General features: G+C 71.8%; 23 protein-coding genes. 14 read left to right on the top strand and 9 right to left on the bottom strand.

What is annotated here, in order from left to right; all coding sequences use genetic code 11:
* Positions 1-37: 37 nt before the first annotated feature.
* The 5 genes from IHE55_RS11740 to tuf all read left to right on the top strand — a co-directional run bounded on the left by IHE55_RS11740 (position 38) and on the right by tuf (position 8,738).
* Positions 38-3,937 carry a DNA-directed RNA polymerase subunit beta' gene (locus IHE55_RS11740; protein WP_197988981.1) on the top strand — a complete coding sequence of 1,300 codons (3,900 nt, stop codon included), beginning with the start codon at positions 38-40 and terminating at the stop codon, positions 3,935-3,937.
* Between the two features lie 385 nt (positions 3,938-4,322).
* A complete protein-coding gene (gene rpsL / locus IHE55_RS11735; RefSeq protein WP_003948652.1) occupies positions 4,323-4,694 on the top strand; it encodes a 30S ribosomal protein S12 in 372 nt (123 codons plus the stop codon).
* Between the two features lie 2 nt (positions 4,695-4,696).
* Positions 4,697-5,167 carry a 30S ribosomal protein S7 gene (gene rpsG, locus IHE55_RS11730; protein ID WP_135340137.1) on the top strand — a complete coding sequence of 157 codons (471 nt, stop codon included), beginning with the start codon at positions 4,697-4,699 and terminating at the stop codon, positions 5,165-5,167.
* A gap of 39 nt (positions 5,168-5,206) precedes the next feature.
* Positions 5,207-7,327 (top strand): elongation factor G, encoded by a 2,121-nt coding sequence (gene fusA, locus IHE55_RS11725; protein WP_197988980.1) that lies wholly within the window; start codon positions 5,207-5,209, stop codon positions 7,325-7,327.
* 217 nt (positions 7,328-7,544) lie between these two features.
* Positions 7,545-8,738, top strand: a complete 1,194-nt coding sequence (tuf, locus tag IHE55_RS11720; RefSeq protein WP_197988979.1) for an elongation factor Tu — start codon at positions 7,545-7,547, stop codon at positions 8,736-8,738.
* 390 nt (positions 8,739-9,128) lie between these two features.
* On the opposite strand, the gene IHE55_RS11715 is transcribed toward tuf, so the two are convergent.
* The 6 genes from IHE55_RS11715 to IHE55_RS11695 form a co-directional block, all read right to left on the bottom strand.
* Positions 9,129-11,309 (bottom strand): PIG-L family deacetylase, encoded by a 2,181-nt coding sequence (locus tag IHE55_RS11715; RefSeq protein ID WP_197988978.1) that lies wholly within the window; start codon positions 11,307-11,309, stop codon positions 9,129-9,131.
* Positions 11,310-11,836: 527 nt separating this feature from the next.
* The gene (locus tag IHE55_RS11710; RefSeq protein ID WP_197988977.1) at positions 11,837-12,220 is read right to left on the bottom strand and encodes a VOC family protein; all 384 of its coding nucleotides are present in this window, start codon (positions 12,218-12,220) and stop codon (positions 11,837-11,839) included.
* A gap of 105 nt (positions 12,221-12,325) precedes the next feature.
* Positions 12,326-12,679 (bottom strand): hypothetical protein, encoded by a 354-nt coding sequence (locus tag IHE55_RS32625; protein ID WP_307826925.1) that lies wholly within the window; start codon positions 12,677-12,679, stop codon positions 12,326-12,328.
* Positions 12,680-14,176: 1,497 nt separating this feature from the next.
* On the bottom strand, positions 14,177-14,605 hold the full coding sequence (locus tag IHE55_RS11700; protein ID WP_197988976.1) for a hypothetical protein: 429 nt from the start codon (positions 14,603-14,605) through the stop codon (positions 14,177-14,179).
* Positions 14,606-14,725: 120 nt separating this feature from the next.
* On the bottom strand, positions 14,726-14,860 hold the full coding sequence (locus IHE55_RS32255; protein WP_269671488.1) for a hypothetical protein: 135 nt from the start codon (positions 14,858-14,860) through the stop codon (positions 14,726-14,728).
* A gap of 123 nt (positions 14,861-14,983) precedes the next feature.
* The gene (locus IHE55_RS11695) at positions 14,984-15,178 is read right to left on the bottom strand and encodes a hypothetical protein (RefSeq protein WP_197988975.1); all 195 of its coding nucleotides are present in this window, start codon (positions 15,176-15,178) and stop codon (positions 14,984-14,986) included.
* A gap of 284 nt (positions 15,179-15,462) precedes the next feature.
* Here IHE55_RS11695 and IHE55_RS31115 point away from each other — a divergent pair, with 284 nt between their 5' ends.
* From IHE55_RS31115 to IHE55_RS11685, 3 genes are read left to right on the top strand one after another with little or no spacing between them, the layout of a single operon-like run.
* Complete coding sequence (locus IHE55_RS31115) at positions 15,463-15,723, top strand: hypothetical protein (RefSeq protein WP_232265533.1); 261 nt, start codon at positions 15,463-15,465, stop codon at positions 15,721-15,723.
* Positions 15,695-16,219: a DUF6879 family protein gene (locus tag IHE55_RS11690; RefSeq protein ID WP_197988974.1), complete on the top strand. Its 525-nt coding sequence runs from the start codon at positions 15,695-15,697 to the stop codon at positions 16,217-16,219. Before IHE55_RS31115 ends, IHE55_RS11690 begins: the two co-directional genes overlap by 29 nt.
* A gap of 19 nt (positions 16,220-16,238) precedes the next feature.
* Entirely contained in the window at positions 16,239-17,087 is an 849-nt protein-coding gene (locus tag IHE55_RS11685; RefSeq protein WP_197988973.1) for a helix-turn-helix domain-containing protein, read from the top strand.
* 156 nt (positions 17,088-17,243) lie between these two features.
* On the opposite strand, the gene IHE55_RS11680 is transcribed toward IHE55_RS11685, so the two are convergent.
* Together IHE55_RS11680 and IHE55_RS11675 are read right to left on the bottom strand one after the other, a co-directional pair.
* Positions 17,244-17,714 (bottom strand): DUF5959 family protein, encoded by a 471-nt coding sequence (locus tag IHE55_RS11680; protein WP_197988972.1) that lies wholly within the window; start codon positions 17,712-17,714, stop codon positions 17,244-17,246.
* A 189-nt stretch (positions 17,715-17,903) separates the two neighbouring features.
* The gene (locus tag IHE55_RS11675) at positions 17,904-18,719 is read right to left on the bottom strand and encodes an EamA family transporter (RefSeq protein WP_197991943.1); all 816 of its coding nucleotides are present in this window, start codon (positions 18,717-18,719) and stop codon (positions 17,904-17,906) included.
* A 402-nt stretch (positions 18,720-19,121) separates the two neighbouring features.
* Here IHE55_RS11675 and IHE55_RS11670 point away from each other — a divergent pair, with 402 nt between their 5' ends.
* Complete coding sequence (locus tag IHE55_RS11670; protein WP_197991942.1) at positions 19,122-20,009, top strand: LysR family transcriptional regulator; 888 nt, start codon at positions 19,122-19,124, stop codon at positions 20,007-20,009.
* A 72-nt stretch (positions 20,010-20,081) separates the two neighbouring features.
* Here the strand turns inward: IHE55_RS11670 and IHE55_RS11665 are convergent, their stop codons facing one another.
* Positions 20,082-20,546, bottom strand: a complete 465-nt coding sequence (locus IHE55_RS11665) for an ATP-binding protein (RefSeq protein WP_197988971.1) — start codon at positions 20,544-20,546, stop codon at positions 20,082-20,084.
* A 158-nt stretch (positions 20,547-20,704) separates the two neighbouring features.
* Between IHE55_RS11665 and IHE55_RS11660 the strand changes: the two genes are divergently transcribed.
* From IHE55_RS11660 to IHE55_RS11640, 5 genes are all read left to right on the top strand, one after another.
* Positions 20,705-21,601 (top strand): helix-turn-helix domain-containing protein, encoded by an 897-nt coding sequence (locus IHE55_RS11660; protein ID WP_197988970.1) that lies wholly within the window; start codon positions 20,705-20,707, stop codon positions 21,599-21,601.
* The gene (locus IHE55_RS11655) at positions 21,598-21,858 is read left to right on the top strand and encodes a DUF397 domain-containing protein (RefSeq protein WP_197988969.1); all 261 of its coding nucleotides are present in this window, start codon (positions 21,598-21,600) and stop codon (positions 21,856-21,858) included. Before IHE55_RS11660 ends, IHE55_RS11655 begins: the two co-directional genes overlap by 4 nt.
* A gap of 200 nt (positions 21,859-22,058) precedes the next feature.
* The gene (locus IHE55_RS11650) at positions 22,059-22,505 is read left to right on the top strand and encodes a hypothetical protein (RefSeq protein ID WP_307826615.1); all 447 of its coding nucleotides are present in this window, start codon (positions 22,059-22,061) and stop codon (positions 22,503-22,505) included.
* Positions 22,502-24,490, top strand: a complete 1,989-nt coding sequence (locus tag IHE55_RS11645; protein ID WP_197988968.1) for a tetratricopeptide repeat protein — start codon at positions 22,502-22,504, stop codon at positions 24,488-24,490. Before IHE55_RS11650 ends, IHE55_RS11645 begins: the two co-directional genes overlap by 4 nt.
* A gap of 115 nt (positions 24,491-24,605) precedes the next feature.
* Positions 24,606-25,289 (top strand): SMI1/KNR4 family protein, encoded by a 684-nt coding sequence (locus IHE55_RS11640; protein ID WP_197988967.1) that lies wholly within the window; start codon positions 24,606-24,608, stop codon positions 25,287-25,289.
* Positions 25,290-25,298 lie beyond the last annotated feature (9 nt).

The following is a 25,298-nucleotide window of genomic DNA, read 5'->3' as shown; positions in this document are numbered from 1 at the left end:
CCTGAAGACACGACCCCGAAAGAGGGATTGACGACAAGTGCTCGACGTCAACTTCTTCGACGAGCTGCGGATCGGCCTGGCGACCGCGGACGACATCCGACAGTGGTCCCACGGTGAGGTCAAGAAGCCGGAGACCATCAACTACCGCACTCTGAAGCCGGAAAAGGACGGGCTCTTCTGCGAGAAGATCTTCGGCCCCACCCGGGACTGGGAGTGCTACTGCGGTAAGTACAAGCGTGTCCGGTTCAAGGGCATCATCTGCGAGCGCTGCGGCGTCGAGGTCACTCGCGCCAAGGTGCGCCGTGAGCGGATGGGCCACATCGAGCTGGCCGCCCCGGTGACCCACATCTGGTACTTCAAGGGCGTTCCGTCGCGGCTGGGCTACCTGCTCGACCTCGCCCCGAAGGACCTGGAGAAGGTCATCTACTTCGCCGCCTACATGATCACGTGGGTGGACGACGAGCGCCGTACGCGCGACCTGCCCTCGCTGGAGGCGCACGTCTCCGTCGAGCGGCAGCAGATCGAGCAGCGCCGCGACGCCGACCTGGAGGCCCGGGCCAAGAAGCTCGAATCGGACCTGGCCGAGCTGGAGTCCGAGGGCGCCAAGGCGGACGTGCGCCGCAAGGTCCGCGAAGGCGCCGAGCGGGAGATGAAGCAGCTGCGCGACCGCGCCCAGCGCGAGATCGACCGTCTCGACGAGGTGTGGAACCGCTTCAAGAACCTCAAGGTCCAGGACCTGGAGGGCGACGAGCTGCTCTACCGCGAGCTGCGCGACCGCTTCGGCACCTACTTCATGGGCGGCATGGGCGCCGCGGCGCTGCAGAAGCGCCTGGAGTCCTTCGACCTGGAGGAGGAGGCCGAGAAGCTCCGGGAGATCATCCGGACCGGCAAGGGCCAGAAGAAGACCCGCGCGCTCAAGCGCCTCAAGGTCGTCTCGGCGTTCCTGCAGACCCGCAACAGCCCCAACGGCATGGTGCTGGACTGCATCCCGGTCATCCCGCCGGACCTGCGTCCGATGGTGCAGCTGGACGGTGGCCGCTTCGCGACCTCCGACCTGAACGACCTGTACCGCCGGGTGATCAACCGGAACAACCGTCTGAAGCGCCTGCTGGATCTCGGTGCCCCCGAGATCATCGTGAACAACGAGAAGCGGATGCTCCAGGAGGCCGTGGACGCGCTGTTCGACAACGGCCGCCGCGGCCGGCCGGTCACCGGCCCGGGCAACCGCCCGCTGAAGTCCCTCAGCGACATGCTCAAGGGCAAGCAGGGCCGGTTCCGCCAGAACCTGCTCGGCAAGCGCGTGGACTACTCGGCGCGTTCTGTGATCGTGGTCGGTCCGCAGCTGAAGCTGCACCAGTGCGGTCTGCCCAAGGCGATGGCGCTGGAGCTGTTCAAGCCGTTCGTGATGAAGCGCCTGGTGGACCTCAACCACGCGCAGAACATCAAGTCGGCCAAGCGCATGGTCGAGCGTGGCCGCACCGTGGTGTACGACGTCCTCGAAGAGGTCATCGCCGAGCACCCGGTGCTGCTGAACCGTGCGCCCACCCTGCACCGTCTGGGCATCCAGGCCTTCGAGCCGCAGCTGGTCGAGGGCAAGGCCATCCAGATCCACCCGCTCGTGTGCACCGCGTTCAACGCGGACTTCGACGGTGACCAGATGGCCGTGCACCTGCCGCTGTCCGCGGAGGCGCAGGCCGAGGCCCGCATCCTGATGCTGTCCTCGAACAACATCCTCAAGCCGGCCGACGGCCGTCCGGTGACCATGCCGACCCAGGACATGGTGCTGGGCCTGTTCTTCCTCACCACCGACGAGGAGGAGCGGGAGGTCCGCGGCGAGGGCCGGTCCTTCGGCTCCACCGCCGAGGCGATCATGGCGTTCGACGCCCGGGAGCTGTCGCTCCAGGCGAAGATCGACATCCGCTTCCCGGTGGGCAGCGTGCCGCCCCGCGGCTGGACCCCGCCGGCGGCCGAGGACGGCGAGCCGGCGTGGCAGCCCGGTGACAGCTTCCGGCTGAAGACCACGCTGGGCCGCGCGCTCTTCAACGAGCTGCTGCCCGAGGACTACCCGTTCGTGGACTACTCGGTGGGCAAGAAGCAGCTCTCCGAGATCGTCAACGACCTGGCCGAGCGCTACCCCAAGGTCATCGTCGCGGCGACCCTGGACAACCTCAAGGCGGCCGGTTTCCACTGGGCCACCCGGTCCGGTGTCACCGTCGCGATCTCCGACGTCGTCGTCCCCGAGGCCAAGAAGGCCATCATCGCGGGCTACGAGGCGCAGGACGAGAAGGTCCAGAAGCAGTACGAGCGCGGTCTGATCACCAAGGACGAGCGCACGCAGGAGCTCATCGCGATCTGGACCAAGGCGACCAACGAGGTCGCCGAGGCGATGAACGCGAACTTCCCCAAGACCAACCCCATCTTCATGATGGTTGACTCGGGTGCCCGAGGAAACATGATGCAGATGCGGCAGATCGCCGGTATGCGTGGTCTGGTGTCGAACGCGAAGAACGAGACCATCCCGCGTCCGATCAAGGCGTCCTTCCGTGAGGGCCTGTCCGTGCTGGAGTACTTCATCTCCACCCACGGTGCCCGTAAGGGTCTGGCCGACACCGCGCTGCGTACCGCCGACTCGGGTTACCTGACCCGTCGTCTGGTGGACGTCTCGCAGGACGTGATCATCCGCGAGGAGGACTGCGGCACCGACCGCGGTCTGAAGCTCGCCATCGCGGTCAAGGGCGCGGACGGTGTGCTGCGCAAGGCCGACGACGTCGAGACCAGCGTGTACGCGCGCTGCCTCGCCGAGGACATCGTGGTGGACGGGAAGGTGCTGGCCCCGGCCGGGACCGACCTGGGCGACGTGCTCATCGACGAGCTGGTCCGGCACGGCGTGGAGACGGTCAAGACCCGCTCGGTGCTCACCTGCGAGTCCGCCGTCGGCACCTGCGCCATGTGCTACGGCCGCTCGCTGGCGACCGGCAAGCTGGTGGACATCGGCGAGGCGGTCGGCATCATCGCCGCCCAGTCCATCGGTGAGCCCGGCACCCAGCTGACGATGCGTACCTTCCACACCGGTGGTGTGGCCGGTGACGACATCACCCAGGGTCTGCCGCGTGTCGTCGAGCTCTTCGAGGCCCGTACGCCCAAGGGTGTCGCCCCGATCTCGGAGGCGGCCGGCCGCGTCCGGATCGAGGAGACCGAGAAGACCAAGAAGATCGTCGTCACCCCGGACGACGGCTCCGACGAGACCGCCTACGGCGTCTCGAAGCGTGCCCGTCTGCTGGTGGGCGAGGGCGACCACGTCGAGGTCGGCCAGCCGCTGACCGTGGGTGCCATCAACCCGCACGACGTGCTGCGCATCCTCGGCCAGCGCGCCGTCCAGGTGCACCTGGTCGGCGAGGTCCAGAAGGTCTACAACTCGCAGGGTGTGTCGATCCACGACAAGCACATCGAGATCATCATCCGGCAGATGCTGCGCCGGGTGACGATCATCGAGTCCGGCGACGCGGAGCTGCTGCCGGGCGAGCTGGTGGAGCGTTCGCGCTTCGAGTCGGAGAACCGCCGGGTGGTCACCGAGGGCGGTCACCCCGCCTCCGGCCGTCCGCAGCTGATGGGTATCACCAAGGCCTCGCTGGCGACCGAGTCGTGGCTGTCGGCGGCGTCCTTCCAGGAGACCACCAGGGTCCTCACCGACGCGGCGATCAACGCCAAGTCGGACTCCCTGATCGGCCTCAAGGAGAACGTCATCATCGGTAAGCTCATCCCGGCCGGTACGGGCCTGTCCCGCTACCGCAACATCCGGGTGGAGCCCACCGAGGAGGCGAAGGCCGCGATGTACTCGGCCGTCGGCTACGACGACATCGACTACTCGCCGTTCGGCACCGGCTCGGGCCAGGCGGTTCCGCTGGAGGACTACGACTACGGTCCGTACAACCAGTAAGCGGTAGCGGCCGGCGCGTCCGGTCCGCGGCCTGACACAGGGCGGTCACCCCGGGACAGGGGTGGCCGCCCTGCTGGGGTTCCCGCCATTAGGCTGGGCGGCTATGCTGATGGCCGGTGTGTCCTGCGCGTGGGCATTTGTTTTGACCGGAGCCGATGCGCTAGGTACGCTCTGACCTTGTGCCTGGGGTGTCCCTGGGCTCCCATGCGCGCGTACAGCGCGGCATTGGGGCCCACGGTGCGACATCCGTCCATCTGCACTCCCTCGCTGTTCGGCGAATGGTCTGCGGTCTGCTGGTCTGCAGTCTGCGACACACCCGACCGCGTGGGTCGGAGAAACCCCAGGTTAGCTGTAACGAGACTGGCACACAGAAACCGGAGAAACGGTGCCTACGATCCAGCAGCTGGTCCGCAAGGGCCGGCAGGACAAGGTCGAGAAGAACAAGACGCCCGCCCTTGAGGGTTCCCCTCAGCGCCGTGGCGTCTGCACGCGTGTTTTCACGACCACCCCGAAGAAGCCGAACTCGGCCCTGCGTAAGGTCGCACGTGTGCGTCTGACCAGCGGCATCGAGGTCACCGCTTACATTCCGGGTGAGGGCCACAACCTGCAGGAGCACTCCATCGTGCTCGTGCGTGGCGGTCGTGTGAAGGACCTGCCGGGTGTTCGGTACAAGATCATCCGCGGCTCCCTCGACACGCAGGGCGTCAAGAACCGCAAGCAGGCTCGCAGCCGCTACGGCGCCAAGAAGGAGAAGTAAGAATGCCTCGTAAGGGCCCCGCCCCGAAGCGCCCGGTCATCATCGACCCGGTCTACAACTCTCCTCTTGTCACCTCGCTGATCAACAAGATCCTGCTGAACGGCAAGCGGTCCACCGCCGAGCGCATCGTCTACGGTGCCATGGAGGGCCTGCGCGAGAAGACCGGCAACGACCCCGTCATCACGCTCAAGCGCGCGCTGGAGAACGTGAAGCCGGCTCTTGAGGTCAAGTCCCGCCGTGTCGGTGGCGCCACCTACCAGGTGCCGGTCGAGGTCAAGCCCGGCCGCGCCTCCACCCTCGCGCTGCGCTGGCTGGTCGGTTACTCCCGCGCCCGCCGCGAGAAGACCATGACCGAGCGTCTGATGAACGAGCTGCTGGACGCCAGCAACGGTCTGGGCGCCTCCGTCAAGCGTCGCGAGGACACCCACAAGATGGCCGAGTCCAACAAGGCCTTCGCGCACTACCGCTGGTAGTCGCTACCCCATCGAGAACCGAGAGAAGACTGAAGCCTTATGGCTACCACTTCACTTGACCTGGCCAAGGTCCGCAACATCGGGATCATGGCCCACATCGACGCGGGCAAGACGACCACCACCGAGCGGATCCTGTTCTACACCGGTGTCTCGTACAAGATCGGTGAGGTCCACGACGGCGCTGCCACGATGGACTGGATGGAGCAGGAGCAGGAGCGCGGCATCACGATCACGTCGGCCGCGACGACCTGTCACTGGCTGCTCAACGACGTCGATCACACCATCAACATCATCGACACCCCGGGCCACGTCGACTTCACCGTCGAGGTGGAGCGCTCGCTGCGCGTGCTCGACGGTGCCGTGACGGTGTTCGACGGTGTCGCCGGTGTCGAGCCCCAGTCCGAGACGGTGTGGCGTCAGGCGGACCGCTACGGCGTGCCGCGCATCTGCTTCGTCAACAAGCTGGACCGGACCGGCTCCGACTTCCACCGCTGCGTCGACATGATCGTCGACCGCCTGGGTGCGGTGCCGCTGGTCATGCAGCTGCCGATCGGCGCCGAGGCCGACTTCCAGGGCGTGGTGGACCTCGTCCGCATGAAGGCCCTGGTCTGGTCGGCCGAGGCCGCCAAGGGCGAGATGTACGACATCGTCGACATCCCGGAGACCCACACCGAGGCTGCCGAGGAGTGGCGCGGCAAGCTCCTGGAGGCCGTCGCCGAGAACGACGAGGAGATGATGGAGCTGTTCCTGGAGGGCGTCGAGCCCACCGAGGACCAGCTGTACGCGGCGATCCGCCGCATCACCATCGCCTCCACCGGCAAGGGCTCGACCACCATCACCCCGGTCTTCTGCGGCACCGCGTTCAAGAACAAGGGCGTGCAGCCCCTGCTCGACGCGGTCATCCGGTACCTGCCGTCGCCGCTGGACATCGAGGCGATCGAGGGCCACCTGCCGAGCAACGACGAGGAGATCGTCAAGCGCAAGCCGTCCGAGGACGAGCCGTTCGCGGGCCTTGCGTTCAAGATCATGAGCGACCCCCACCTGGGCAAGCTCACCTTCGTCCGCGTCTACTCCGGCCGCATGGAGACCGGCACCCAGGTGCTGAACTCCGTGAAGGGCAAGAAGGAGCGGATCGGCAAGATCTACCGGATGCACGCGAACAAGCGTGAGGAGATCGACAGCGTGGGCGCCGGCGACATCGTCGCCGTCATGGGTCTGAAGCAGACCACCACGGGCGAGACCCTCAGCGACGCGGCCAACCCGGTGATCCTGGAGTCCATGGACTTCCCGGCCCCGGTCATCGAGGTGGCCATCGAGCCGAAGTCCAAGGGCGACCAGGAGAAGCTCGGCGTCGCCATCCAGCGTCTGGCGGAGGAGGACCCCTCCTTCCGCGTCAAGACCAGCGAGGAGACCGGCCAGACCATCATCTCCGGCATGGGCGAGCTCCACCTGGACGTGCTGGTGGACCGCATGCGCCGCGAGTTCAAGGTCGAGGCCAACGTCGGCAAGCCGCAGGTGGCCTACCGCGAGACGCTGCGCAAGCCGGTCGAGCGCCTGGACTACACGCACAAGAAGCAGACCGGTGGCTCCGGTCAGTTCGCGAAGGTGCAGATCGCCCTGGAGCCGCTCGACGGCGACGGGTACGAGTTCGAGAACAAGGTCACCGGTGGCCGCGTGCCCAAGGAGTACATCCCCTCCGTGGACGCCGGCTGCCAGGAGGCCATGGAGTTCGGCGTGCTGGCCGGCTACCCGCTCACGGGTGTCAAGGTCACGCTGCTCGACGGTGCGTACCACGAGGTTGACTCCTCCGAGATGGCCTTCAAGATCGCCGGCTCGATGGCCTTCAAGGAGGCCGCCCGCAAGGCCAGCCCGGCCCTGCTGGAGCCGATGATGAAGGTCGAGGTCACCACGCCCGAGGAGTACATGGGCGATGTGATCGGCGACATCAACAGCCGCCGTGGACAGATCCAGTCCATGGAGGACCGCAGTGGCGCCAAGCTGGTCACCGGCCTGGTTCCGCTGTCCGAGATGTTCGGCTACGTCGGAGACCTGCGCAGCAAGACCTCTGGCCGCGCCAGCTACTCGATGCAGTTCGACTCCTACGCCGAGGTTCCCAAGAACGTCGCCGAGGAGATCATCGCGAAGGCCAAGGGCGAGTAACACTTCGTTGCCGACCCCTTTAGGCTGGAGCTAAAGGCATTCGGGGCAAACCGCCGCAGATCGCTGATGTGATCTGTGGCGGGCCCCGGCCGCCGGCCCCCAGAAACGAATACGGCGAAGGGCATCCCCCTCGGGGTCCTGGCCGGTTCGGAAAGACCACCTGAACCCATCCGCAAAGCGTGGATGCGTTACAGAACCACTCCACAGGAGGACCCCAGTGGCGAAGGCGAAGTTCGAGCGGACTAAGCCGCACGTCAACATCGGCACCATCGGTCACATCGACCACGGTAAGACCACCCTTACCGCGGCGATCACCAAGGTGCTGCACGACAAGTACCCGGACCTGAACGAGGCTTCGGCCTTCGACCAGATCGACAAGGCTCCTGAGGAGCGTCAGCGCGGTATCACCATCTCCATCGCGCACGTCGAGTACCAGACCGAGTCGCGCCACTACGCGCACGTGGACTGCCCGGGTCACGCGGACTACATCAAGAACATGATCACCGGTGCGGCGCAGATGGACGGCGCCATCCTGGTGGTCGCCGCCACCGACGGCCCGATGCCGCAGACCAAGGAGCACGTGCTCCTGGCCCGCCAGGTCGGCGTTCCGTACATCGTTGTCGCCCTGAACAAGGCCGACATGGTGGACGACGAGGAGATCCTGGAGCTCGTCGAGCTCGAGGTCCGCGAGCTGCTCTCCGAGTACGAGTTCCCGGGCGACGACGTTCCGGTCGTCAAGGTCTCGGCGCTCAAGGCCCTTGAGGGCGACAAGGAGTGGGGCGAGTCCGTCCTCAAGCTGATGGAGGCCGTGGACGAGGCCATCCCGCAGCCCGAGCGTGACGTGGACAAGCCGTTCCTCATGCCGATCGAGGACGTCTTCACCATCACCGGTCGCGGTACGGTCGTCACCGGCCGTATCGAGCGTGGTGTCCTGAAGGTCAACGAGACCGTGGACATCATCGGCATCAAGACCGAGAAGACCACCACCACGGTCACCGGCATCGAGATGTTCCGCAAGCTGCTCGACGAGGGCCAGGCCGGTGAGAACGTCGGTCTGCTGCTCCGCGGCATCAAGCGCGAGGACGTCGAGCGCGGCCAGGTCATCATCAAGCCGGGCTCGGTCACCCCGCACACCGAGTTCGAGGCGCAGGCCTACATCCTCTCCAAGGACGAGGGTGGCCGCCACACGCCGTTCTTCAACAACTACCGTCCGCAGTTCTACTTCCGTACCACGGACGTGACGGGCGTTGTGACCCTCCCCGAGGGCACCGAGATGGTCATGCCGGGCGACAACACCGAGATGTCCGTCCAGCTGATCCAGCCGGTCGCCATGGAGGAGGGCCTGAAGTTCGCCATCCGTGAGGGTGGCCGGACCGTCGGCGCCGGTCAGGTCACCAAGATCGTCAAGTGACCTGACCCCCTCCCCGTAGCAGTCGGGCGGGGAGGGACGCTCCTTTCGAGCACCACGACCTGGGCCCCGCCCGCCGTGTCACCACGGCGGGCGGGGCCCAGGTCTTTTTCGTGGGTCCGGTGTGCGGCCGGTGGGGGCCTGCGGGATGGGACGAACCGGCGGCGGGGCCGCACGGGGTGGGCCGGCGGCGCCGGTACGGGGTGGGACCGGGCGGGTGGCGGCCGCTGCGGATGGGCCGGGACCGGGCCGCGAGTCGTGCCGGGGCCCGCGTCGCCAGGGAGACGGGCCGGGTCCGTATCGGCGGCGGCCGGTACGGGGTGGGGCCGGGCCGGTGGCGAGCCCGAACGGGTGGGGCCGGCGGCCGTGCGGGCCGCCGGCCCTCCCTCGGGGTCAGGCCGGTGTGGTGGGTGCGGGGCGCCAGATCCACGGGGTGGCGCCCGGGGCCATGCCGACCACGCACATCGAGTCCGGGCCTCCCGGCAGCACCGCGGGGGTGCCGACCGGGACCAGCCGGCCGGGGGAGCACAGCGGCCGGGTGCCGGTGCCGGTCCCGTACCGCAGCAGTACCTCGCCGTCGATCGAGGTGCCGGCCAGCAGCACCTGGTCGGCCCGGCCGGGGACCGGCACCGGGTGCGCGGCCACCGGCCCGTAGCCGTCGAAGTGGCGCAGCGGGGTGACGTGCGGGCCGTCGCCCCGCCGGTTCAGGGTGTACAGCCGGGGCTGCGGGTCGGCGGGGGTGCGGTACACCAGGGCGATGGCGCCGTCGGTGGTGAGGACGGCGCCCGGCCGGTGGGCGGGGACCGGCAGCCCGGGGTCGGGCACCGGCAGCGGCGCGCCGTCGGGGTTGCGCTGGGCCCAGTGGTGGACGGTGTCGCGGCCGGCGCCGAAGACGTGCACCAGCCGGTCGCGGTCCACCAGGACGGTCAGCCCGTCCTGGATCTCGCCGCCGCCGAGCTGCACCCAGCCGCCCCAGTTCCCGCCGGCGTCCCGGACCCGGGTGGCCAGGCCCTTGCCGGCGGTGCGGACGAAGAGGTGCACCCGCCCGTCCGGGGTGGCGACGGCGACCGGGGCGCCGACCCGGCGGCTGTCCTCCGGGTCGTCGTGCGGGGTGCCCAGCCGGTGCCAGCCGCCGAACGCGCCGCCCGGGGAGATCTCCTCCAGGACCACGATGTCGCGGGCGTTGCCCTGCCCCTGGCCCTCCAGGGCGCTGAACCGGAGGCCGAACAGCAGCTGCCGCCCGGTGGTGTCGCGGACCGCGCTGAGGGTGGGGGCGAGCGGCCCGCCGCCGAGGTTGCGGGGGGCGCCGAACCGGCCGCTGCCCGGGGAGGTCTCGCGCCACTGCACGGCCTGGGTGCCCAGCACGCCGTACGCGACCAGGTTGCCGCGGTGGTCGGTGACCGGGGCGGGCAGGGCGCCGGGGTAGCGGTGGTGGGTGGAGCGTATCCAGCCCTTGCGGTTGCGCAGCGGGCCGCCGTTGCCCTGGCTGTAGTCGCCGCACCCGGCCGGGTTGCCGCACGGCCAGTCGGGGGCGCCGCCGTACGCCTCCAGCAGGCGGGCCTTCCGGCCGACGACGGCGGGCGGCAGGTTGAACGGCCAGCGCTGGTTGTAGTAGCCGCGGAAGGCGGTGGTGAGGAAGCGCGGGGCGCGGCCGTCCCGGCGGGAGGCGTCGGCGACCCACTGGGACATCGCCTTCCAGGTGAAGAGCGCGACCGGGGTGTGGTCCCGGTGGTCGGAGCAGCCGGGCTGGTCGTTGTCGCGGGGGTGGAAGGCGTCGTGGACCTGGTAGTCCGGGTCCGGGTCCAGGGTGTGGATCACGGTGGGCCGGTACCGGTCCATCAGGTCCGCGAGCACGTCGACCAGCGTCTCGTGCCGGTAGCTCTGCACCTCCCGTACCGGGGAGCCCTCGGCGACCAGGGTCCGCGCGGTGACGCCGGGGATCTCCCACAGGTGCGGCAGCCGGACCCGGCCGGCGGAGAGCATCGCGATGTTGAGGAAGATCAGCTCCACCTGGCGGGCGCCGCTGACCAGGCGGTTGGTCTCGGCCCGCAGTCCGCCGGGCAGCTCGGTGACCGAGCGCTGCCAGCGGGTGAACCGGTCCATGCCCAGCATCTCGGCGTACGCCTGGCGCAGGCCCTGGTGGCGGGCGGCGGAGTAGGCGGAGCGGTCGGGCTCGGGTATGGGGGCGCCGGGGGGCCGGTTGATGCCCAGCGACTCGCCCGCGGTGACGTACACGCACACCAGCCGGGCGCCGGCCCGCAGCAGGTGCTGGGAGTCGGGGGTCATGAAGTACAGGTCGTCGTCGGGGTGCGCCACCACCTGCATCAGCACCGCGCTCCGGTCACCGGTGACCGGGGTGAACGGCTCGGCGCCGAGCGGATCGACGGAGCGGACGGGGGCGGGGGTGGCGGCGTTCGTCGCCGACCCGCCGGTGCAGGAGACGGCGGTGCCCGCCGTCACCGCGGCGAGCGCGGCGAGGGTCCGGCGGCGGGTGAGCGAGAAGGACAGGCCGATGGAGTGCGACGGCGTGGTGTGACGTGCCGCGGCGCCCCGCGGCGAAGAGTTTTCCGGCATGGCGTTCCGCGGCAGGGGGGCAGGGCCCCCGGAGTTTCCAGCCATCAGGGTGACCCCGTCCCGTTGTGCAGCACGTGAGTCCCCGGCTGCTTCAGCGTGATATAAGACGGCCGGCGATCTTCACAGGTTGCCCTCAACCGTGGTATTGCGGGTCACAAAGTGATCAAGGCTGGTTACCGACGGTCCGAAAGCGGGAAGGGGAAGGGGTCGCCCCGCGGTGGGATTCCGGTCCGGGGGTGCCGGCCGGTGAGCCTTGGGCCGCCGGGCGGGGAGCGTGAGCCCGTCCCGGGAAGGCCAGGGCCGACCGACGTAGGACGAGGGGCCCAGGGCCACGGGGCTGTTCAAGGAAGCCGGGGCCCGGGGTGAGTGGCCCCGCGCGTGATCCGGATCCCGCCGTCGGCAGGTGTGGCGGGCGCCGGCTCCGGGCAGAGGTGAGGATGCGGTGCCGGTGCCCCGTCCTCCCGGCCCCGGCACCGCCAGCCGCTCCCCGCCGCTTACCGTGCGGCGGGAACGGCCGGCACGTGGCGTCAGTGCGGCGTGGCGGCCCGCTGCGCTTCGCTGCGCAGCACGCAGAACTCGTTGCCCTCGGGATCGGCGAGGACCACCCACCCGGTGCCGTCGGGGTTCCGGTGGTCGCCGACGAGGGTGGCGCCGATATCCAGCAGCCGTTCCACCTCCTCCTCGCGGGAGGTGTCCGGGCGCAGACACAGGTGGATGCGGTTCTTGACCGTCTTGCCCTCCGGCACCTGGTTGAAGTGGAGGACCGGTCCCTCCGCCAGCAGCACCTGCACCTCCGGGTCGCCCGGCTGATCCTCCGGGTCCAGCGGGCGGCCGGTCACCTTGCTCCAGAACTGGGCCAGCTCGTAGGAGTTCGCACAGTCGATCGCTATGTTCTGCACTACCGAGACCATGCGGCCGAGCCTCCCCGATCACCGCCCCGGATGCCACCGAGTTGCGCGTCGTCCCGGTACCGCCTCGGCCCACGAGGTTCCGGGGGCACTCGTCGGAATCAGCGCTCAGCCGGTCCGGCAGTCGCGGCAGTGGCCGGGGACCGGTGAGCGGAACGCCCGGTCGCAGGAGTCGCAGTTCTGGAGCGGGTCCGGCCGGGGTGCGGCGGCCGGCGCGGCCGGACCGGTGGGGCGTGGCGGCAGCAGAGTCGTGAGGCGGTGGGCGAGGAGCGCGGCCGGGTGGCGCAGCTCGGGCGGCAGGTTCGCGGTCAGGGCATGGCGTACGGCGTCGGGGGAGGCGCCGCGCTCCAGCCAGGCGGCCACGGCCGGGGTGAGGCGGTCCACGTCCCGCTCGGGGAGGAGCAGCCGGGGGTCGTGGCGGTGCAGGTCGGCGAGGAGCGCGGCGGCGTCGCGCAGCGCCATGGGGTGGGGTGCGGACGGCCGGGGGAGCGGGCCCGGTAGCGGCGGCGGGGAGGGGGGCGTTCGGTGACGGGGATCGGCGGGGCGGGGGCGCGCGGTGGTCGCCGGCGGCGGTACGGAGGGCGGATCGGCGACCGGGACCGGCGACGGGGAGGGGCGTCGGGTGATCGGGACCGGCGGGGGAGGGGGCGTTCGGCGACCGGGAGCGAGGGCCGGGCGACGGGCCCGGGGCCCGGTGCCGACCGGTGCGGGCGGGCCCGGCACCTGGGCCGGGACCCCGTCCGGCGGCCGGGATATGGCGGGCGGTGCGGATGGTGGTCGGGCTGCGCTCGGCGGTGCGGACGGCGAGCCGGGGACAGCCGCTGGGCCGTGCGACGGTCCGGGGACAGCCGCTGGGCCGTGCGACGGTCCGGGGACAGCCGCTGGGCCGTGCGACGGTCCGGCGGAGGCCGGTGGCGTGTACGGCGGCCAGCACACCACCGAGGGGCTGAACGGGACGCGGACCGTGGCCGGCGGGCGGGAGTGCGGCGGGCGGTTCGTACGGCGGCCGGGGCAGCCGCCGGTGGGCAGGGACGGCAGGGGCGGAGGGCGCGGCCGGGCGGGCGGCTGCCGGGGCGGGCCCCGGGGTGCCCGGGGCGCGGGCTCCCGGCGGGCCCCCGGGCGCGCGGGGCCGGGCCGGGGCCCGGGCGGGGTCCGTCGCCGGGTTCGGTGAGGGACCGCCGAACGGCCTCCGCCGGGGCGCGGTGGGCGTAGGTCCGGGTGACGATCCGCCCGTCCGGCAGCCGTACCCGGACCCGCTCGATGTACCCGTGCGCCTCCAGCTCCCGCAGCGCCCGGGCGATCCGCTCGCGCCCCTCCGGGAAGCGCCCGGCCAGGGTGCGGATGTCCACCGCCGCGCCCTCGGGCAGCGACTGGATGTGCGCGCCGAGCCCGATCGCGGTGAGCGAGAGTTCGCGGTGCTGGGTGAGGTGGTTGCCGATGATCGAGAACCGGCGCGGCGCGTTCTCACCCACATGGGTGACTCCGGCGCCGGTTCGGCGAAGTCGGGGATGGCGCCGCCCGGGCGCGCTACGCTGCTCTTCAGCCATGAGGAAGTGCGTTCAACTTCCCTGATGGTCAGGCCCTCGTCCCGGGAAGCCACTCCCGGCCGAGGGCCGACGTATGTCTGCGGTGGTCGGGACCGAGCCTGCCCCGCCCGTCCACCGGTGCGCCACTCGCTGGCCTCGCAATCACCCGAGCGGGTGACAGAGGAAAGGGTTTGGCTGGATAGGTGGGTTCTTTCTCCGGGTTCTTGGTTTTGACCTCCCGCCCCGCCGGCCGACGGCCGCCTGGCCCCCCGCCCACCGGGACCCGGTTTCCCGGGCTCCGGCGAGCGCGTTGGACGTTCTGGGGCGGCCCCGTCGGCCCGCCGGGCGGCCGGATGCGCCCGGCGCGATGCGGCGGACCCACGCGCGCCGCGAGGGGCCGTCCCGGTGCGGCCACGCACCGCGCCGTCCCGCGCTACCCCGCGGCGGCAGGGCCGAGGCGCAGACCGGTGGGGCAGGGGATGTCTGGTCGCGTCCGGTTCGGGCTGCAGGTGACCAGGCAGACGGAGAGGAAGCGCTGCCCGGCCAGGTACCAGCCACCGACGACGTCCCGGCCGCCGGCCGCCGTCTCCGCGGCCGTGCCGATCACTCCGGCGGACCGGTCGCGCTCGTGTCCGGAGGTGAACGACGGCGCGTGTTCCCGTACCTGCCGCTCGAACCAGGCCACCGCTGCCGCCGGGGCCGTCCACGTACCCCGGATGAAGGAGGGCGGCTTGAGGAGCCAGTGCGCCACCTCCAGGGGGACCACCGTGGTGGAGCCGAAGTCGGGGTGCGCCGGCCGCCGGGGACCGTCCTTGTTGAGGTCGTGACCCGAACCCAGCCACACATAGCCGTGATGATGCACAGGGGAAGCCCTTACCGCGGTGGGGCGGCCCCGCGTGGGGGACGAGAGCACGGGGCCGCCCGGTCTGTAGGGATGTCTCCCCGAAGGCCCGCCGGCCTGCGGGGGTGCCGGCCACCGGGGTTACCGGCGACCGCAGCCGTCACCGTTGCCGCAGCCGCCCTGCTGCCCGCCGGGTGTGGGTGTGTCGGTGTCCGGCATGGTGTCGCCGTCGTCGGGGTCGAGCCGGGTTGTGGACTGGTGCGTGTGCAGGCGCATCGGGAAGGATTCCCCTCTGTGCTCCCCGCGCGGGGTCCTTCCCCGCGCGGTCGTGCACGTGCGCCCCGGTCCTGGCCGTGATGACCTTGTCGAGGGGACCGTCCGGCCGGGCCGGGGGTCTCGCTACGCCTCCCCGGGCAAGGTGACGGGGAGGCGTTCGTGCTGCCACGCGGCAGCCCTCCGGGTGATCTCCCGGAGGATCACGCCGTCGTCCAGCGCGCGGGCCACCGCCGCGTGGAACTGCTCGGCCTCCACCGCCGACAGGACGAGGTCAACGTCGCCGTGATGCCGCCCGTCGCGCAGTACCGACAGCGGCACGGCGATGTCGCCCCCTCCGTACGGTGAGGTCTCCTGCCCGGGCGGACCTCGACGCGGAGTCCCCGCACGACCCGCCCGCTCCACGCTTCTTCGCTCACCGGATGGACTCCCTTCCGTCTCGACCGGTGGGGCACGACCGTACGGAGCGGGCGGGGGTGTGCGGCAAGGAGATTGCATACGATTGCAGGCCAATTCCGCTGCTGGTCAGCGGGGTTGACGCGGCCCCGCGCCGTCGGCAATCTCGTGCACGACAGTGCAACACCACCCGATGCGGGAGGCAGGCAATGCACTTGAAGTTCGTGGGGATCGACCCGGAGACAGGCGATGCCGAATCACCGACGGTGTGGGTGGACCAGGCCAACCACGACCTAGTGATCCAGGGGTGGAAGGCTGACGCCCGGACGGAAGCCGAATGCGCCGCGACAACGGTCCCGGGACACGCCGTGGGCATCCCGGACCACGAAACGGTGATCCGCATCCCGGCTCGCATGGTGCCGATCTTGAGGAGAGCGTGCGATGACGCAGAACGTGCCGAGCTTCCCTGAGCTGCTGAACGGCTGCCGGCGGTCGGCGGTGCACCTGGAGATGCGGGACAGCTACGCCGTGGACTACGAGAAGTCGGGCTTCACGGCATGGCGCGACGGCTTCCGGCACGATCCTGCCGACCGGGCGTCCTGGTGGCGCCCCTGGCTGGACCTGATCTCCGAAACGGTGAGCCGGGGCGTGGTCGTCCGCCGGGCCCGGATCGTCTCGGAGCCGGTCAGCGAGTACACCCGCTTTCTGCACTCCTTCACCTTCACCAACGTGGCGGCCGGTGAGCAGGTCCGCTGGCTGGCCCGTCGGCGGGCGTCCGACCTGTGCCTCCCCGGCAACGACTTCTGGGTCTTCGACGGCCAACTGGTGCGGTTCAACCACTTCACCGGTGACGGGGCCTCCGGCGGCGGGGAGATGCGGGACGAGCCGGATGTGGTGAAGCTCTGCACGTCGGCGTTCGAGGCCGTATGGGAGCGTGCGACCCCGCACGAGGAGTACCAGGTCTAGAGGAAACGAACCACCACGCATGTCCGCATCTCCCTCGTCAGCCGCCCAGCAGGCTCGTAAGGCCGTCGCGGCGCGCCTGCGCGAACTACGGCTGGACGCCGGTCTGAACGGTCGGGACGTCGCCCGCCTGGGCGGCTGGCACCCTTCGAAGAGCAGCCGGATCGAGAATGCCCGGACGGCACCCTCCGACGAGGACATCCGCGTCTGGTGCCGGGTCTGCGGGGCCGAGAGGGAAGCGGCGGACCTCATCGCCCGGTCCCGGGCCGCGGAGTCCATGTGGTCGGAGTGGCGCCGCAAGCAGCGCACAGGGCTCCGGCAGCTTCAGGAGTCGTACAACGAGTTGTTCCAGCGGACCGGATTGTTCCGGGTGTACTGCTCCACGCTCGTTCCCGGCTTGCTGCAGACCAGCGGTTACGCCACGGCGCTCCTCACCGCGATCACCGAGTTCCGGAAGATCCCCAACGATGTGGACGCCGCCGTCGCTGCTCGCCTGGAGCGGTCCGGTGTCCTCAACGAGAGAGGCAGGCGCTTCGCTCTCCTGGTCGAGGAATCCGCTCTGAGGTTCCAGATGGGTGATGCCGACACCATGGCTGGCCAGCTCGGTCATCTGCTCACCGTCGGCTCGCTTCCTGGGGTGTCGCTCGGTGTCATTCCCTTCAGCAGCCGGTGCCGCCCCATCTGGCCGATGGAGAACTTCCATGTCTACGACGACGCGCTCGTGTCGGTCGAGCTGCTGGCCGCGCGGGTGACGGTTCAACAGCCCAGTGAGGTCGCGCTGTACCTGAAGGCGTTCGGCGAGCTGTCGCAGATGGCCGTTCACGGCGCTCGGGCGAGGGCGCTGATCACCTCGGCCATCCAGGACCTGTGACCTGCGGGCCGCCCGGACCCGGTTTCCCGGGCTCCGGGCGGGCGCGTTGGACGTTCTGGGGCGGGCCCCGTCGGCCCGCCGGGCGGCCGGGCGGGGCCCAGTACCGTCGGCCCGCCGGGCGGGGCCCAGGCCGGATGTCCGGGTGTCCGGGCGGGCTCAGGGCCGGCGGTCGCGGCGCCACTCGTAGGTCATCGGGGCCGTCTCCACGACCTCGCTGGGCCAGGTGTGCCGGACCCGCTCCAGCCGGTCGCGGTGCTCCTCCTGCCAGTTCTCCCGCGGCTGTATCCACAGCATCGTGCTGAGGCGGTCGGGGTCCTCGATCATCACGGCCAGCGAGCCGTCGTCCTGTACGCGCAGGGCGAGGGTCAGCCCGCGGTCCCCGCCGATGCTCGCCCCCTTGCCCGGACCGAGCCCGGCCAGCTGCCGCTGCCAGGAGTCCAGGTCCCGGGGGAAGAGGTAGACGTCCAGCCGGGCGTCGAGGAAGTCGGTGTGCAGCAGGACGTCGGCCCGGAGGATGTCGTGGCCGGTCAGGACGCCGGGCTGGGAGCGCCCGGTCACCCGGACGATGCAGTGGTCGCCGTCCGCGTCCTCCAGGTGGATCAGGTCCACCGTGCCCGATTCGGTCATCGCCGGCCTCGCTCTCTCGTGTGGGACTGGCCTGCATCCTGCCGCACCGCGTCCCGGGCCGACCGGCGGGCCCGGCCGCCACCGCGACGGGCGGGCAGGGGCCGGTCGGCCGGAGCCGATCAGCTGGATGACGGTGCTGTCGCCGGGCCGCTCGGTGCCGGCGGGCGGTGGTTGGGTACGCGGGTGCCCTCAGCGGGGCCGGCGGGCGGAGGACGTGATGACCGCGAGGGCGTTGGTGCCGACGATGACCAGGATCGCCGACCAGGCGAGCGGGTCGAGGCGCTGGTCGAGCACCGCCCACCCGACCAGGGCGGCGAAGACCGGGTTGACGCTCATGAAGACGCCGAAGAACTGCGCCGGCACGCGCCGCAGCGCCAGCAGATCGGCGAGGAACGGGACGGCGGAGGAGAGCACCCCGGCGGTCAGCGCGCACAGCAGCGCGGCACCGGTCGGCGGGTTCCGCCACAGCACCAGGGCGCCGATCGGCACGTACGCCGCCGCCGACACCACCGCCGCGGCGGCCGAGCCCTGGAGTCCCGGCACCCGCCGGGCCACCGTGCGGTTGAGCAGGATGTACGAGGCCCAGCAGACGGCGGCCAGCAGCCCCAGGCCGATGCCCAGGTAGTCGGTGCTGGGCCGCGGGCGGACCAGCACCGCGACGGCCCCGGCAGCGGCCAGCGCGCACACCGCGTCCAGCCGGCGGCGGCTGCCGCCCAGCGCCACCGCCAGCGGCCCCAGGAACTCCAGCGTGACCGCGAGCCCCAGGCCGATCCGGTCGATCGCCGTGTACAGGGAGAGGTTCATGGCGGCGAACACCAGCGCCAGCCCCAGCACCGGCCGCCACTGCGCCCCGGTGAAACGCCCGAACCTCGGCCGGCCGACCGCGTACAGCAGCACGGCCGCCACCCACTGCCGTACCGCGACCACCCCGGCCGGGCCGATCACCGGGAACGCCAGCGCCCCCACCGACGCCCCGACCTGGTTCGACAGGCCGCTGCCCAGCATCAGCGCCACCCCGCCGGCGCTCACCCCGCCGGGCCCGGCTCCGGGTCCGCCGCCACCGGGCCGCACCTCGCCGGGCCGCGTCCCGCCCGCGTCCGGGCCGCCGGACGGGGCCGTCGCGCCCGGACTCCCACCGCCTGGCCCGGGTACGCCCGCGCCACCACCGGCCTCGGCCGGCCCCGCCGGGCCGCCGGACGACATCTCCCTCGCCATGCGCTCACGGTGCGCCCGGCCCGCCGATACGCCAAATGCATCCGGCGGCCCATCGATACGCTGGGCGTATGGACGGCGGACGCGCGGGGCGCGGCAGCGGCGACCAGGGACGCCCGGGAGGGTGACCGGGCGGGCGTACGGGCGGGTGGCCGGGAGGCGGGCGGGTACGGCGGCCGGGACGGTCTCGCCGGGCTGGAGTTCAAGCACCTGCGCTGCCTGGTGGCGATCGTGGACCACGGCAGCTTCACCGACGCCGCCCTGGGGCTGGGCATCTCGCAGGCCGCCGTCTCCCGGAACCTGCTGGCCCTGGAACGGCTGCTCGGCGTCCGCCTGCTCCACCGCACCAGCCGCACGGTGGAACCGACCACCGCCGGGGTGCACGCCCTGGCCCGCGCCCGGCTGCTGCTCGCCGGCGCCGAGGAGCTGGTGAGCGAGGCGGCGAGCGGGCACGCCCGGCTGCGCGTCGGCCACGCCTGGTCCGCCTTCGGCCGCCGCACCACCGAGTTCCAGCGCCGCTGGCAGGACCGCCGGCCCGACGTGGAACTCCAGCTGATCCGGCAGAACACCCCCACCGGCGGCCTCGCCGAGGGCCTGTGCGACCTGGCCGTCGTCCGGGCCCCGCTCGACCTGCGGCCCTGGTCGCACGCGCTGGTCGGCCACGAGCGCCGCTACGTCGCGATCGCCTCCGACGACCCCTGGGCGGGCCGCCGCTCGGTCCGGCTGGACGAGATCCCCTCCCGCACCCTGGTGATCGACCGCCGCACCGGCACCACCACCCTCGACCTGTGGCCCGAGGCGGAACGCCCGGCCGTGGAGTACATCCAGGACATCGACGACTGGCTCGCCGCCATCGCCACCGGCCGCTGCGTCGGGGTGACCCCGCAGGCCACCGCCGCCCAGTACCGCCGCGACGGCATCACCTACCGGCCGCTGCGGCACGCCCCGGAGGTCCCGGTGCACCTGATCTGGCGGCGCCACGACCCGCACCCGGCGACCCACACGGCCGTCGCCCTCGTCATGGACCTGTACCGCGAGGACGCCCGCGCCCCCGGCGGCCGTCCGCCGGGGCCTCGGCGGTAGCGCGGCCCCGGCCGGGCGCGGACCCGCCGGCCGGTCGGCCGACCGGGCACGACGACAGCGGCCGGCCCGCCGTCAGGGCCTGGGCAGGTCGAGTTCCGCCCAGACCGTCTTGCGGGGGAGCGGCCCCAGGAACGCCCCCCACCGGTCGGCCAGCTCCTCCACCAGCAGCAGCCCGTACCCCGACTCGCGGGCCTCCTCCGGCGCCGGGGCGTCGGAGGCCGGGTGCCGGCGGAGTTCCGGCACCCGCTCGGTCCGGGTGTCGGCCACCTCGATGCGCAGCGTCACCAGCGGCCCGTTCGCCGTCGTGCTCAGCGTCAGCCGGAAGCTGCGGCCCGGCACCCGCCCGTGCAGCGCCGCGTTCGACGCCAGCTCGGCGATGATCAGCGCCGCCGTCTCGAACGGCAGCCCTTGCGTGCGCAGTTGCTCCACGCTGAGCAACCGGGCCAACCGGGCCCCCTTCCGGGTGGCCGACAGCAGGACGGAGTACTGGAGACCGGCTTGAGCGGACGTGTCGATTCGAGTGATGTTGTGGTTCACGTCACTTAGCGTGGCCAACCGTGCCTAGGCTGAAAAGTATCGACGCCTGCACGGAGTGTGCCCGTCCGGCACGCGTCCGGCCGCTGTCCGGCTCGTACGCCGTGACGGGCCGGGCCCGGCAGGCGTTGCGGAACGAAGGACGCCAGGGAGGTGGGCCGATGACCGGGGACAACGGCGGTGTGGCGGGTCCGGGACGCAGGAGTTCCGCGACGGACGGCACGGACAGTCCCGGATGGGACCCGGGGCTGGACGAGGACGACAGCGGCGCGGTGGTGAAGGCGGTCGGTCGCCAGATCAAGGTCTGGCGGGAGGCGGCGGGCCTGAAACAGGCGGAGCTGGGCGCCGCCATCGGCTACGGCGAGGAGCTGGTCTCGGCCGTCGAGCGGGGGCGGCGCATCCCCCGGCCGGAGTTCCTGGACAAGGCGGACGAGGCCCTGGGCGCCGGCGGGAAGATCGCCGCGATGAAGAAGGACGTCGCGGAGGCGCGGTATCCCAAGAAGGTGCGGGATCTGGCCCGGCTGGAGGCCGAAGCGGTCGAGCTGGGTGCGTACGGCAATCACAACCTCCACGGGCTGCTCCAGACGGAGGAGTACGCCCGGGCGCTGTTCGGCGTGCGACGCCCGGCACTCGCCGAGGAAGACCTGGAGCGGTACGTAGCGGCTCGGCTGGCACGGCAGGAGATCTTCACCCGGACCCCCATGGTCACGCTCACCTTTGTCCAGGAAGAAGTGACGCTGCGGCGGCCCATCGGGGGCAGAATGGTGCTGCGTCGGCAGCTCGAACACCTGCTGGCGGTGGGGCAGTTGCGGAATGTCGAGATCCAAGTGATGCCGACGAACCGTGAGGACCACGCGGGGATGGGCGGCGAGGTCCAATTGCTGAAGCTCAAGGACGGTACGGCCGTGGGGCACTCGGAGGCGCAGCTCATGACGCGTCTCGTGTCCAGTCCGCGAGAGGTACACCTCCTTGATCTCCGCTACGGAATCATCCGGTCCCAGGCTCTCAGCCCACGGGAGTCACTGGCGTTCATCGAGAAAGTGCTGGGAGATACATGAGTCTCAAGCCCTGTGATGGGGGCGCTGCCGAGCCGGTGTGGTTCAAGAGCAGCTACAGCGGCAGCAACAACAACGACTGCGTCGAGGTCGCGTGGTTCAAGAGCAGCTACAGCGGTAGCGATAACAACGACTGCGTCGAGATCGCCGCGACCACCGGCACGATCCGGGTCCGCGACTCCAAGGACCCCCACGGCCCGCAGCTCGCGTTCAGCCCGGAGGCATGGGCCGACTTCGTACGGTTCGCGGCCACCTTCTGACCGTCGTACCGCCCCCGCGCCCCGCCGCGTACCGTCGCGGCGGGGCGCGCCGGTGTCCGCCCGCAGACGTCCGCCGCCCTTGCCGTACAAACGGGCGCCCGCAACGGGCGGTTGATGGCATCGTGGTCTTTCGGGCACGCAACGTTGCGAGGCGGGGGACTGGGATGAGCCGGTGGGTCAGGTGGGCGGTGGCGGTAGGGGTGACGGTCGGGACGTTCGCCGTGGTCACCACGGTCTGCGGGGCGCTGCTGCTGCCGCTGGTGATGGACGACGCGGCGATCCGGTGGGGGGTGGCCTCCGCGCTGGGCGGGGCGCTGGCGGCGCTGGCCGTGGCGTGGGGCTACGGCTTCGCGACCCGTACCCCGCAGAACCCGGGGCCGACGCCCGCCGACGGGTCGGCCCACGCGTCGGGCCCGCGTTCGGTCGCGATCGGCGGCAGCAACTCCGGCACCATCTCCACCGGCGACAACGCCCCCAGGACGCCGCCCGCCGGGCCTCCGGCCCAGCCGCCGGCCGCCCCGCCGGCGCCCGCTCCGGCCCCGCCGCCGAGCACCGTGTCGGCGTCCGGTGAGCGGTCCGTCGCCATCGGCGGGGACAACTCCGGAACCGTGTCCACGGGCGACCAGAGCGAGGGCCAGGGCCGGTGAGGCGGCCCTTCCTGTCCCGGCTGGCCCGCGGCCGGAAGACGCCACCGGCCGCGCCCGACGCGACCACCCCGCCGACCGGGCCCGAGGAGACCACCCCGCCGTCCGAGCCTGCCGGGGCCGCCCCGCGGGTGGCGGCGTCCGGGAGGCATTCGGCCGCCATCGGGCGGGACAACTACGGGACGGTGCAGACCGGTGACCACGCCACCGCCGTCTCCCTCCCGGCGGAGGCCTTCCGGCCCCTGGCGCGGGTGGCGGCGCGTGCGGGGATGGACAACCTGCCGCTGCGCCCCGCCCTGTTCGTCGGCCGCGACGACGCCCTGCGACGGCTCGACGCCGCCATGATGTCCACGGGCGGGGTCCTGGTGCAGGCCGTCCACGGGCTGGGCGGGGTCGGCAAGAGCACCCTGGCCGCACACTGGGCCGCCACCCGCCCCCACGGCTGCTCCCCCGTCCGCTGGATCAACGCCGACAGCCCCGCCGGCATCCAGGAAGGACTGGCAGCGCTGGCCTCCGCGCTGCAACCGGCCCTCGCTACGCTGCTGCCCTCCGAGGAACTGGCCGACCGCGCCGTCCAGTGGCTGGCCACCCACACCGGCTGGCTGCTGATCCTGGACAACGTCAACGACCCCGCCGATATCGCCCCCCTGCTCGCCCGGGCACCCGGCGGACGGTTCCTGATCACCAGCAGACTCGCCACCACCTGGCACCACCTCACCACCGTGGTCCGCCTGGACGTACTCGACCAGACCGAAGCACTGCACCTGCTCACCCGCCTGGCCACCGGCCCCGCCCCGGGGCGGGACATGGACGGCGCCGCCGAGCTGTGCGCCGAACTCGGCCACCTCCCCCTGGCCGTCGAACAGGCGGGCGCCTACCTGGCGCAGAACCCCCTCACCACACCCCGCACCTACCTGGACCTCCTCACCCACGCCCCCGCCACGATGTACGGCCAAGGCGCCGTGGGCACCACACCCGAGCGCACCATCGCCCGAATCTGGCGCACCACCCTGGACCGGATCCAAGCCGACCAGCCCCACGCCGCCGACCTGCTGCGCACCCTGGCCTGGTACGCCCCCGACCACATCCCCACCGAACTCCTGGGAGATGTCACCGGCTGCCCCGAGGTGAACGCCGCGCTCGGCCTCCTCGCCGCCTACAGCATGGTCACCCCTGACCCCGCGACCGGCACCCTGTCCGTTCACCGGCTCGTCCAAGCCCTCGCCCGCACCCCGGACCCCGACGACCCCCACCGCACCCCCGACACCATCGACCGGGCCCGCCACCGCGCCACCACCCACCTGGACAGCGCCCTCCCCGGCACCGTGTACGACCCTGCCGACTGGGACCGCTGGCTCACCCTGCTCCCCCACATCGATGCCCTGGCCGACCGCGCCCCCGGTGACGCCGACACCGAGGCGACGGCAGCTCTTCTCCACCGCGCCGGGACCTTCCTCACCGACCAGGGCCAACTCACCCGCGCCATCGACCACCTCCAACGCGCACTCGCCTGGAATGTGCGAGCGCAAGGTGAGGACCACCCAGACACCCTGACCTCCCGGAACAACCTCGCCCGCGCCTACGGGGCGGTGGGTGATCTGGGGCGGGCGGTCCCGCTGTTCGAGCAGACCCTCGCCGACCGTGTGCGAGTGTTGGGTGAGGACCACCCCAGCACCCTGACCTCCCGGAACAACCTCGCCTACGGCTACGGGGCGGTGGGTGATCTGGGGCGGGCGGTCCCGCTGTTCGAGCAGACCCTCGCCGACCGTGTGCGAGTGTTGGGTGAGGACCACCCCGACACCCTGACCTCCCGGAACAACCTCGCCCACGCCTACGAGTCGGTGGGGGATCTGGAGCGGGCCGTCCCGCTGTACGAGCAGACGCTCACCGACTGCGTCCGGGTGCTCGGCGAGGGCCACCCGCTGACAGCAACGGTCCGCGGCAATCTCGCCCATGCGCTCTCGCAGAGGGCTGCCGACGAGGACTGACCCGCCTGCCGGGCCGCCGAGCTGCGACCCGGAGCGGGAACCGCCGTCCCCGCGCCCCGCCCTCGCCACCGCCGCGTACCGTTCACCCCCGGACGTGATCACCGGGGGAGGACTCATGGACGGCATCTGGACGGGCGTCCGCGAGCGGGTGCTGGCGCTGCGGGAGGCGCCGGGCCGGACGGAGGTGTTCGGCGCCGAGTCGCCTCGCGGCGGCGGCCACGGCTTCGAGCTGCTGCCGGTCCTCACCGAGGCGGAGGTGCGGGCGGTGGAGCGGTCGCTCGCCGTCGAGCTGCCCGCGGAGTACCGGAGCTTCCTGCTGGAGGTGGGGGCCGGCGGCGCGGGGCCGGACTACGGGCTCTTCCCGCTGCGACCGCCCGGCCCGGACACCCCGCCCTCGCCCGAGCCCCCGTTCCGGCCCGAGCTGACGGCCGAGCTGGAGAGCGGCGAGCCGGAGCGGGACGACTACGCCGACGAGGCCGCCTTCCTCGCCGCGTACCAGCTCTGGGACGCCCGCGCCGACGAGCTGCACGACGCCCTCACCGACGGCACCCTCTGCATCGGCGAGCGGGGCTGCGCGTACTACAACCTGCTCGTGATCAACGGCCCCCACCTCGGCACGGTCTGGGAGGACGTCCGGGCGGTCGGCGAGGGGGTGGTGCCGCTCCGGCTGCCGGGCGGGACCGGGCCGGTGCCGTTCGCGCGGTGGTACCTGAACTGGCTTCACCACGCCGAGCGGCGCGCCTGGGACACCGCGGCCGGGGCCCCGCCGCGCCCGCGTGCCACCGACGGCGCCGCCTGAGGGGCCCGC

This window comes from Streptomyces pactum, from assembly GCF_016031615.1.
GTDB classification, from domain to species: domain Bacteria; phylum Actinomycetota; class Actinomycetes; order Streptomycetales; family Streptomycetaceae; genus Streptomyces; species Streptomyces pactus.
This window is presented reverse-complemented; position numbering and strand designations above follow the sequence as displayed.

Excerpts from the sequence above, each read along its gene's own strand:
- IHE55_RS11685 (WP_197988973.1), top strand. The coding sequence starts at position 16,239 with ATGTCCGCATCTCCCTCGTCAGCCGCCCAGCAGGCTCGTAAGGCCGTC.
- IHE55_RS11710 (WP_197988977.1), bottom strand. The coding sequence starts at position 12,220 with ATGGTCTCGGTAGTGCAGAACATAGCGATCGACTGTGCGAACTCCTAC.
- IHE55_RS11690 (WP_197988974.1), top strand. The coding sequence starts at position 15,695 with ATGACGCAGAACGTGCCGAGCTTCCCTGAGCTGCTGAACGGCTGCCGG.
- IHE55_RS11675 (WP_197991943.1), bottom strand. The coding sequence starts at position 18,719 with ATGCTGGGCAGCGGCCTGTCGAACCAGGTCGGGGCGTCGGTGGGGGCG.
- rpsG (WP_135340137.1), top strand. The coding sequence starts at position 4,697 with ATGCCTCGTAAGGGCCCCGCCCCGAAGCGCCCGGTCATCATCGACCCG.
- fusA (WP_197988980.1), top strand. The coding sequence starts at position 5,207 with ATGGCTACCACTTCACTTGACCTGGCCAAGGTCCGCAACATCGGGATC.
- IHE55_RS11655 (WP_197988969.1), top strand. The coding sequence starts at position 21,598 with ATGAGTCTCAAGCCCTGTGATGGGGGCGCTGCCGAGCCGGTGTGGTTC.
- IHE55_RS32625 (WP_307826925.1), bottom strand. The coding sequence starts at position 12,679 with ATGGCGCTGCGCGACGCCGCCGCGCTCCTCGCCGACCTGCACCGCCAC.
- IHE55_RS11680 (WP_197988972.1), bottom strand. The coding sequence starts at position 17,714 with ATGACCGAATCGGGCACGGTGGACCTGATCCACCTGGAGGACGCGGAC.
- IHE55_RS32255 (WP_269671488.1), bottom strand. The coding sequence starts at position 14,860 with ATGCGCCTGCACACGCACCAGTCCACAACCCGGCTCGACCCCGACGAC.
- IHE55_RS11660 (WP_197988970.1), top strand. The coding sequence starts at position 20,705 with ATGACCGGGGACAACGGCGGTGTGGCGGGTCCGGGACGCAGGAGTTCC.
- IHE55_RS11640 (WP_197988967.1), top strand. The coding sequence starts at position 24,606 with ATGGACGGCATCTGGACGGGCGTCCGCGAGCGGGTGCTGGCGCTGCGG.
- IHE55_RS31115 (WP_232265533.1), top strand. The coding sequence starts at position 15,463 with ATGCACTTGAAGTTCGTGGGGATCGACCCGGAGACAGGCGATGCCGAA.
- IHE55_RS11715 (WP_197988978.1), bottom strand. The coding sequence starts at position 11,309 with ATGCCGGAAAACTCTTCGCCGCGGGGCGCCGCGGCACGTCACACCACG.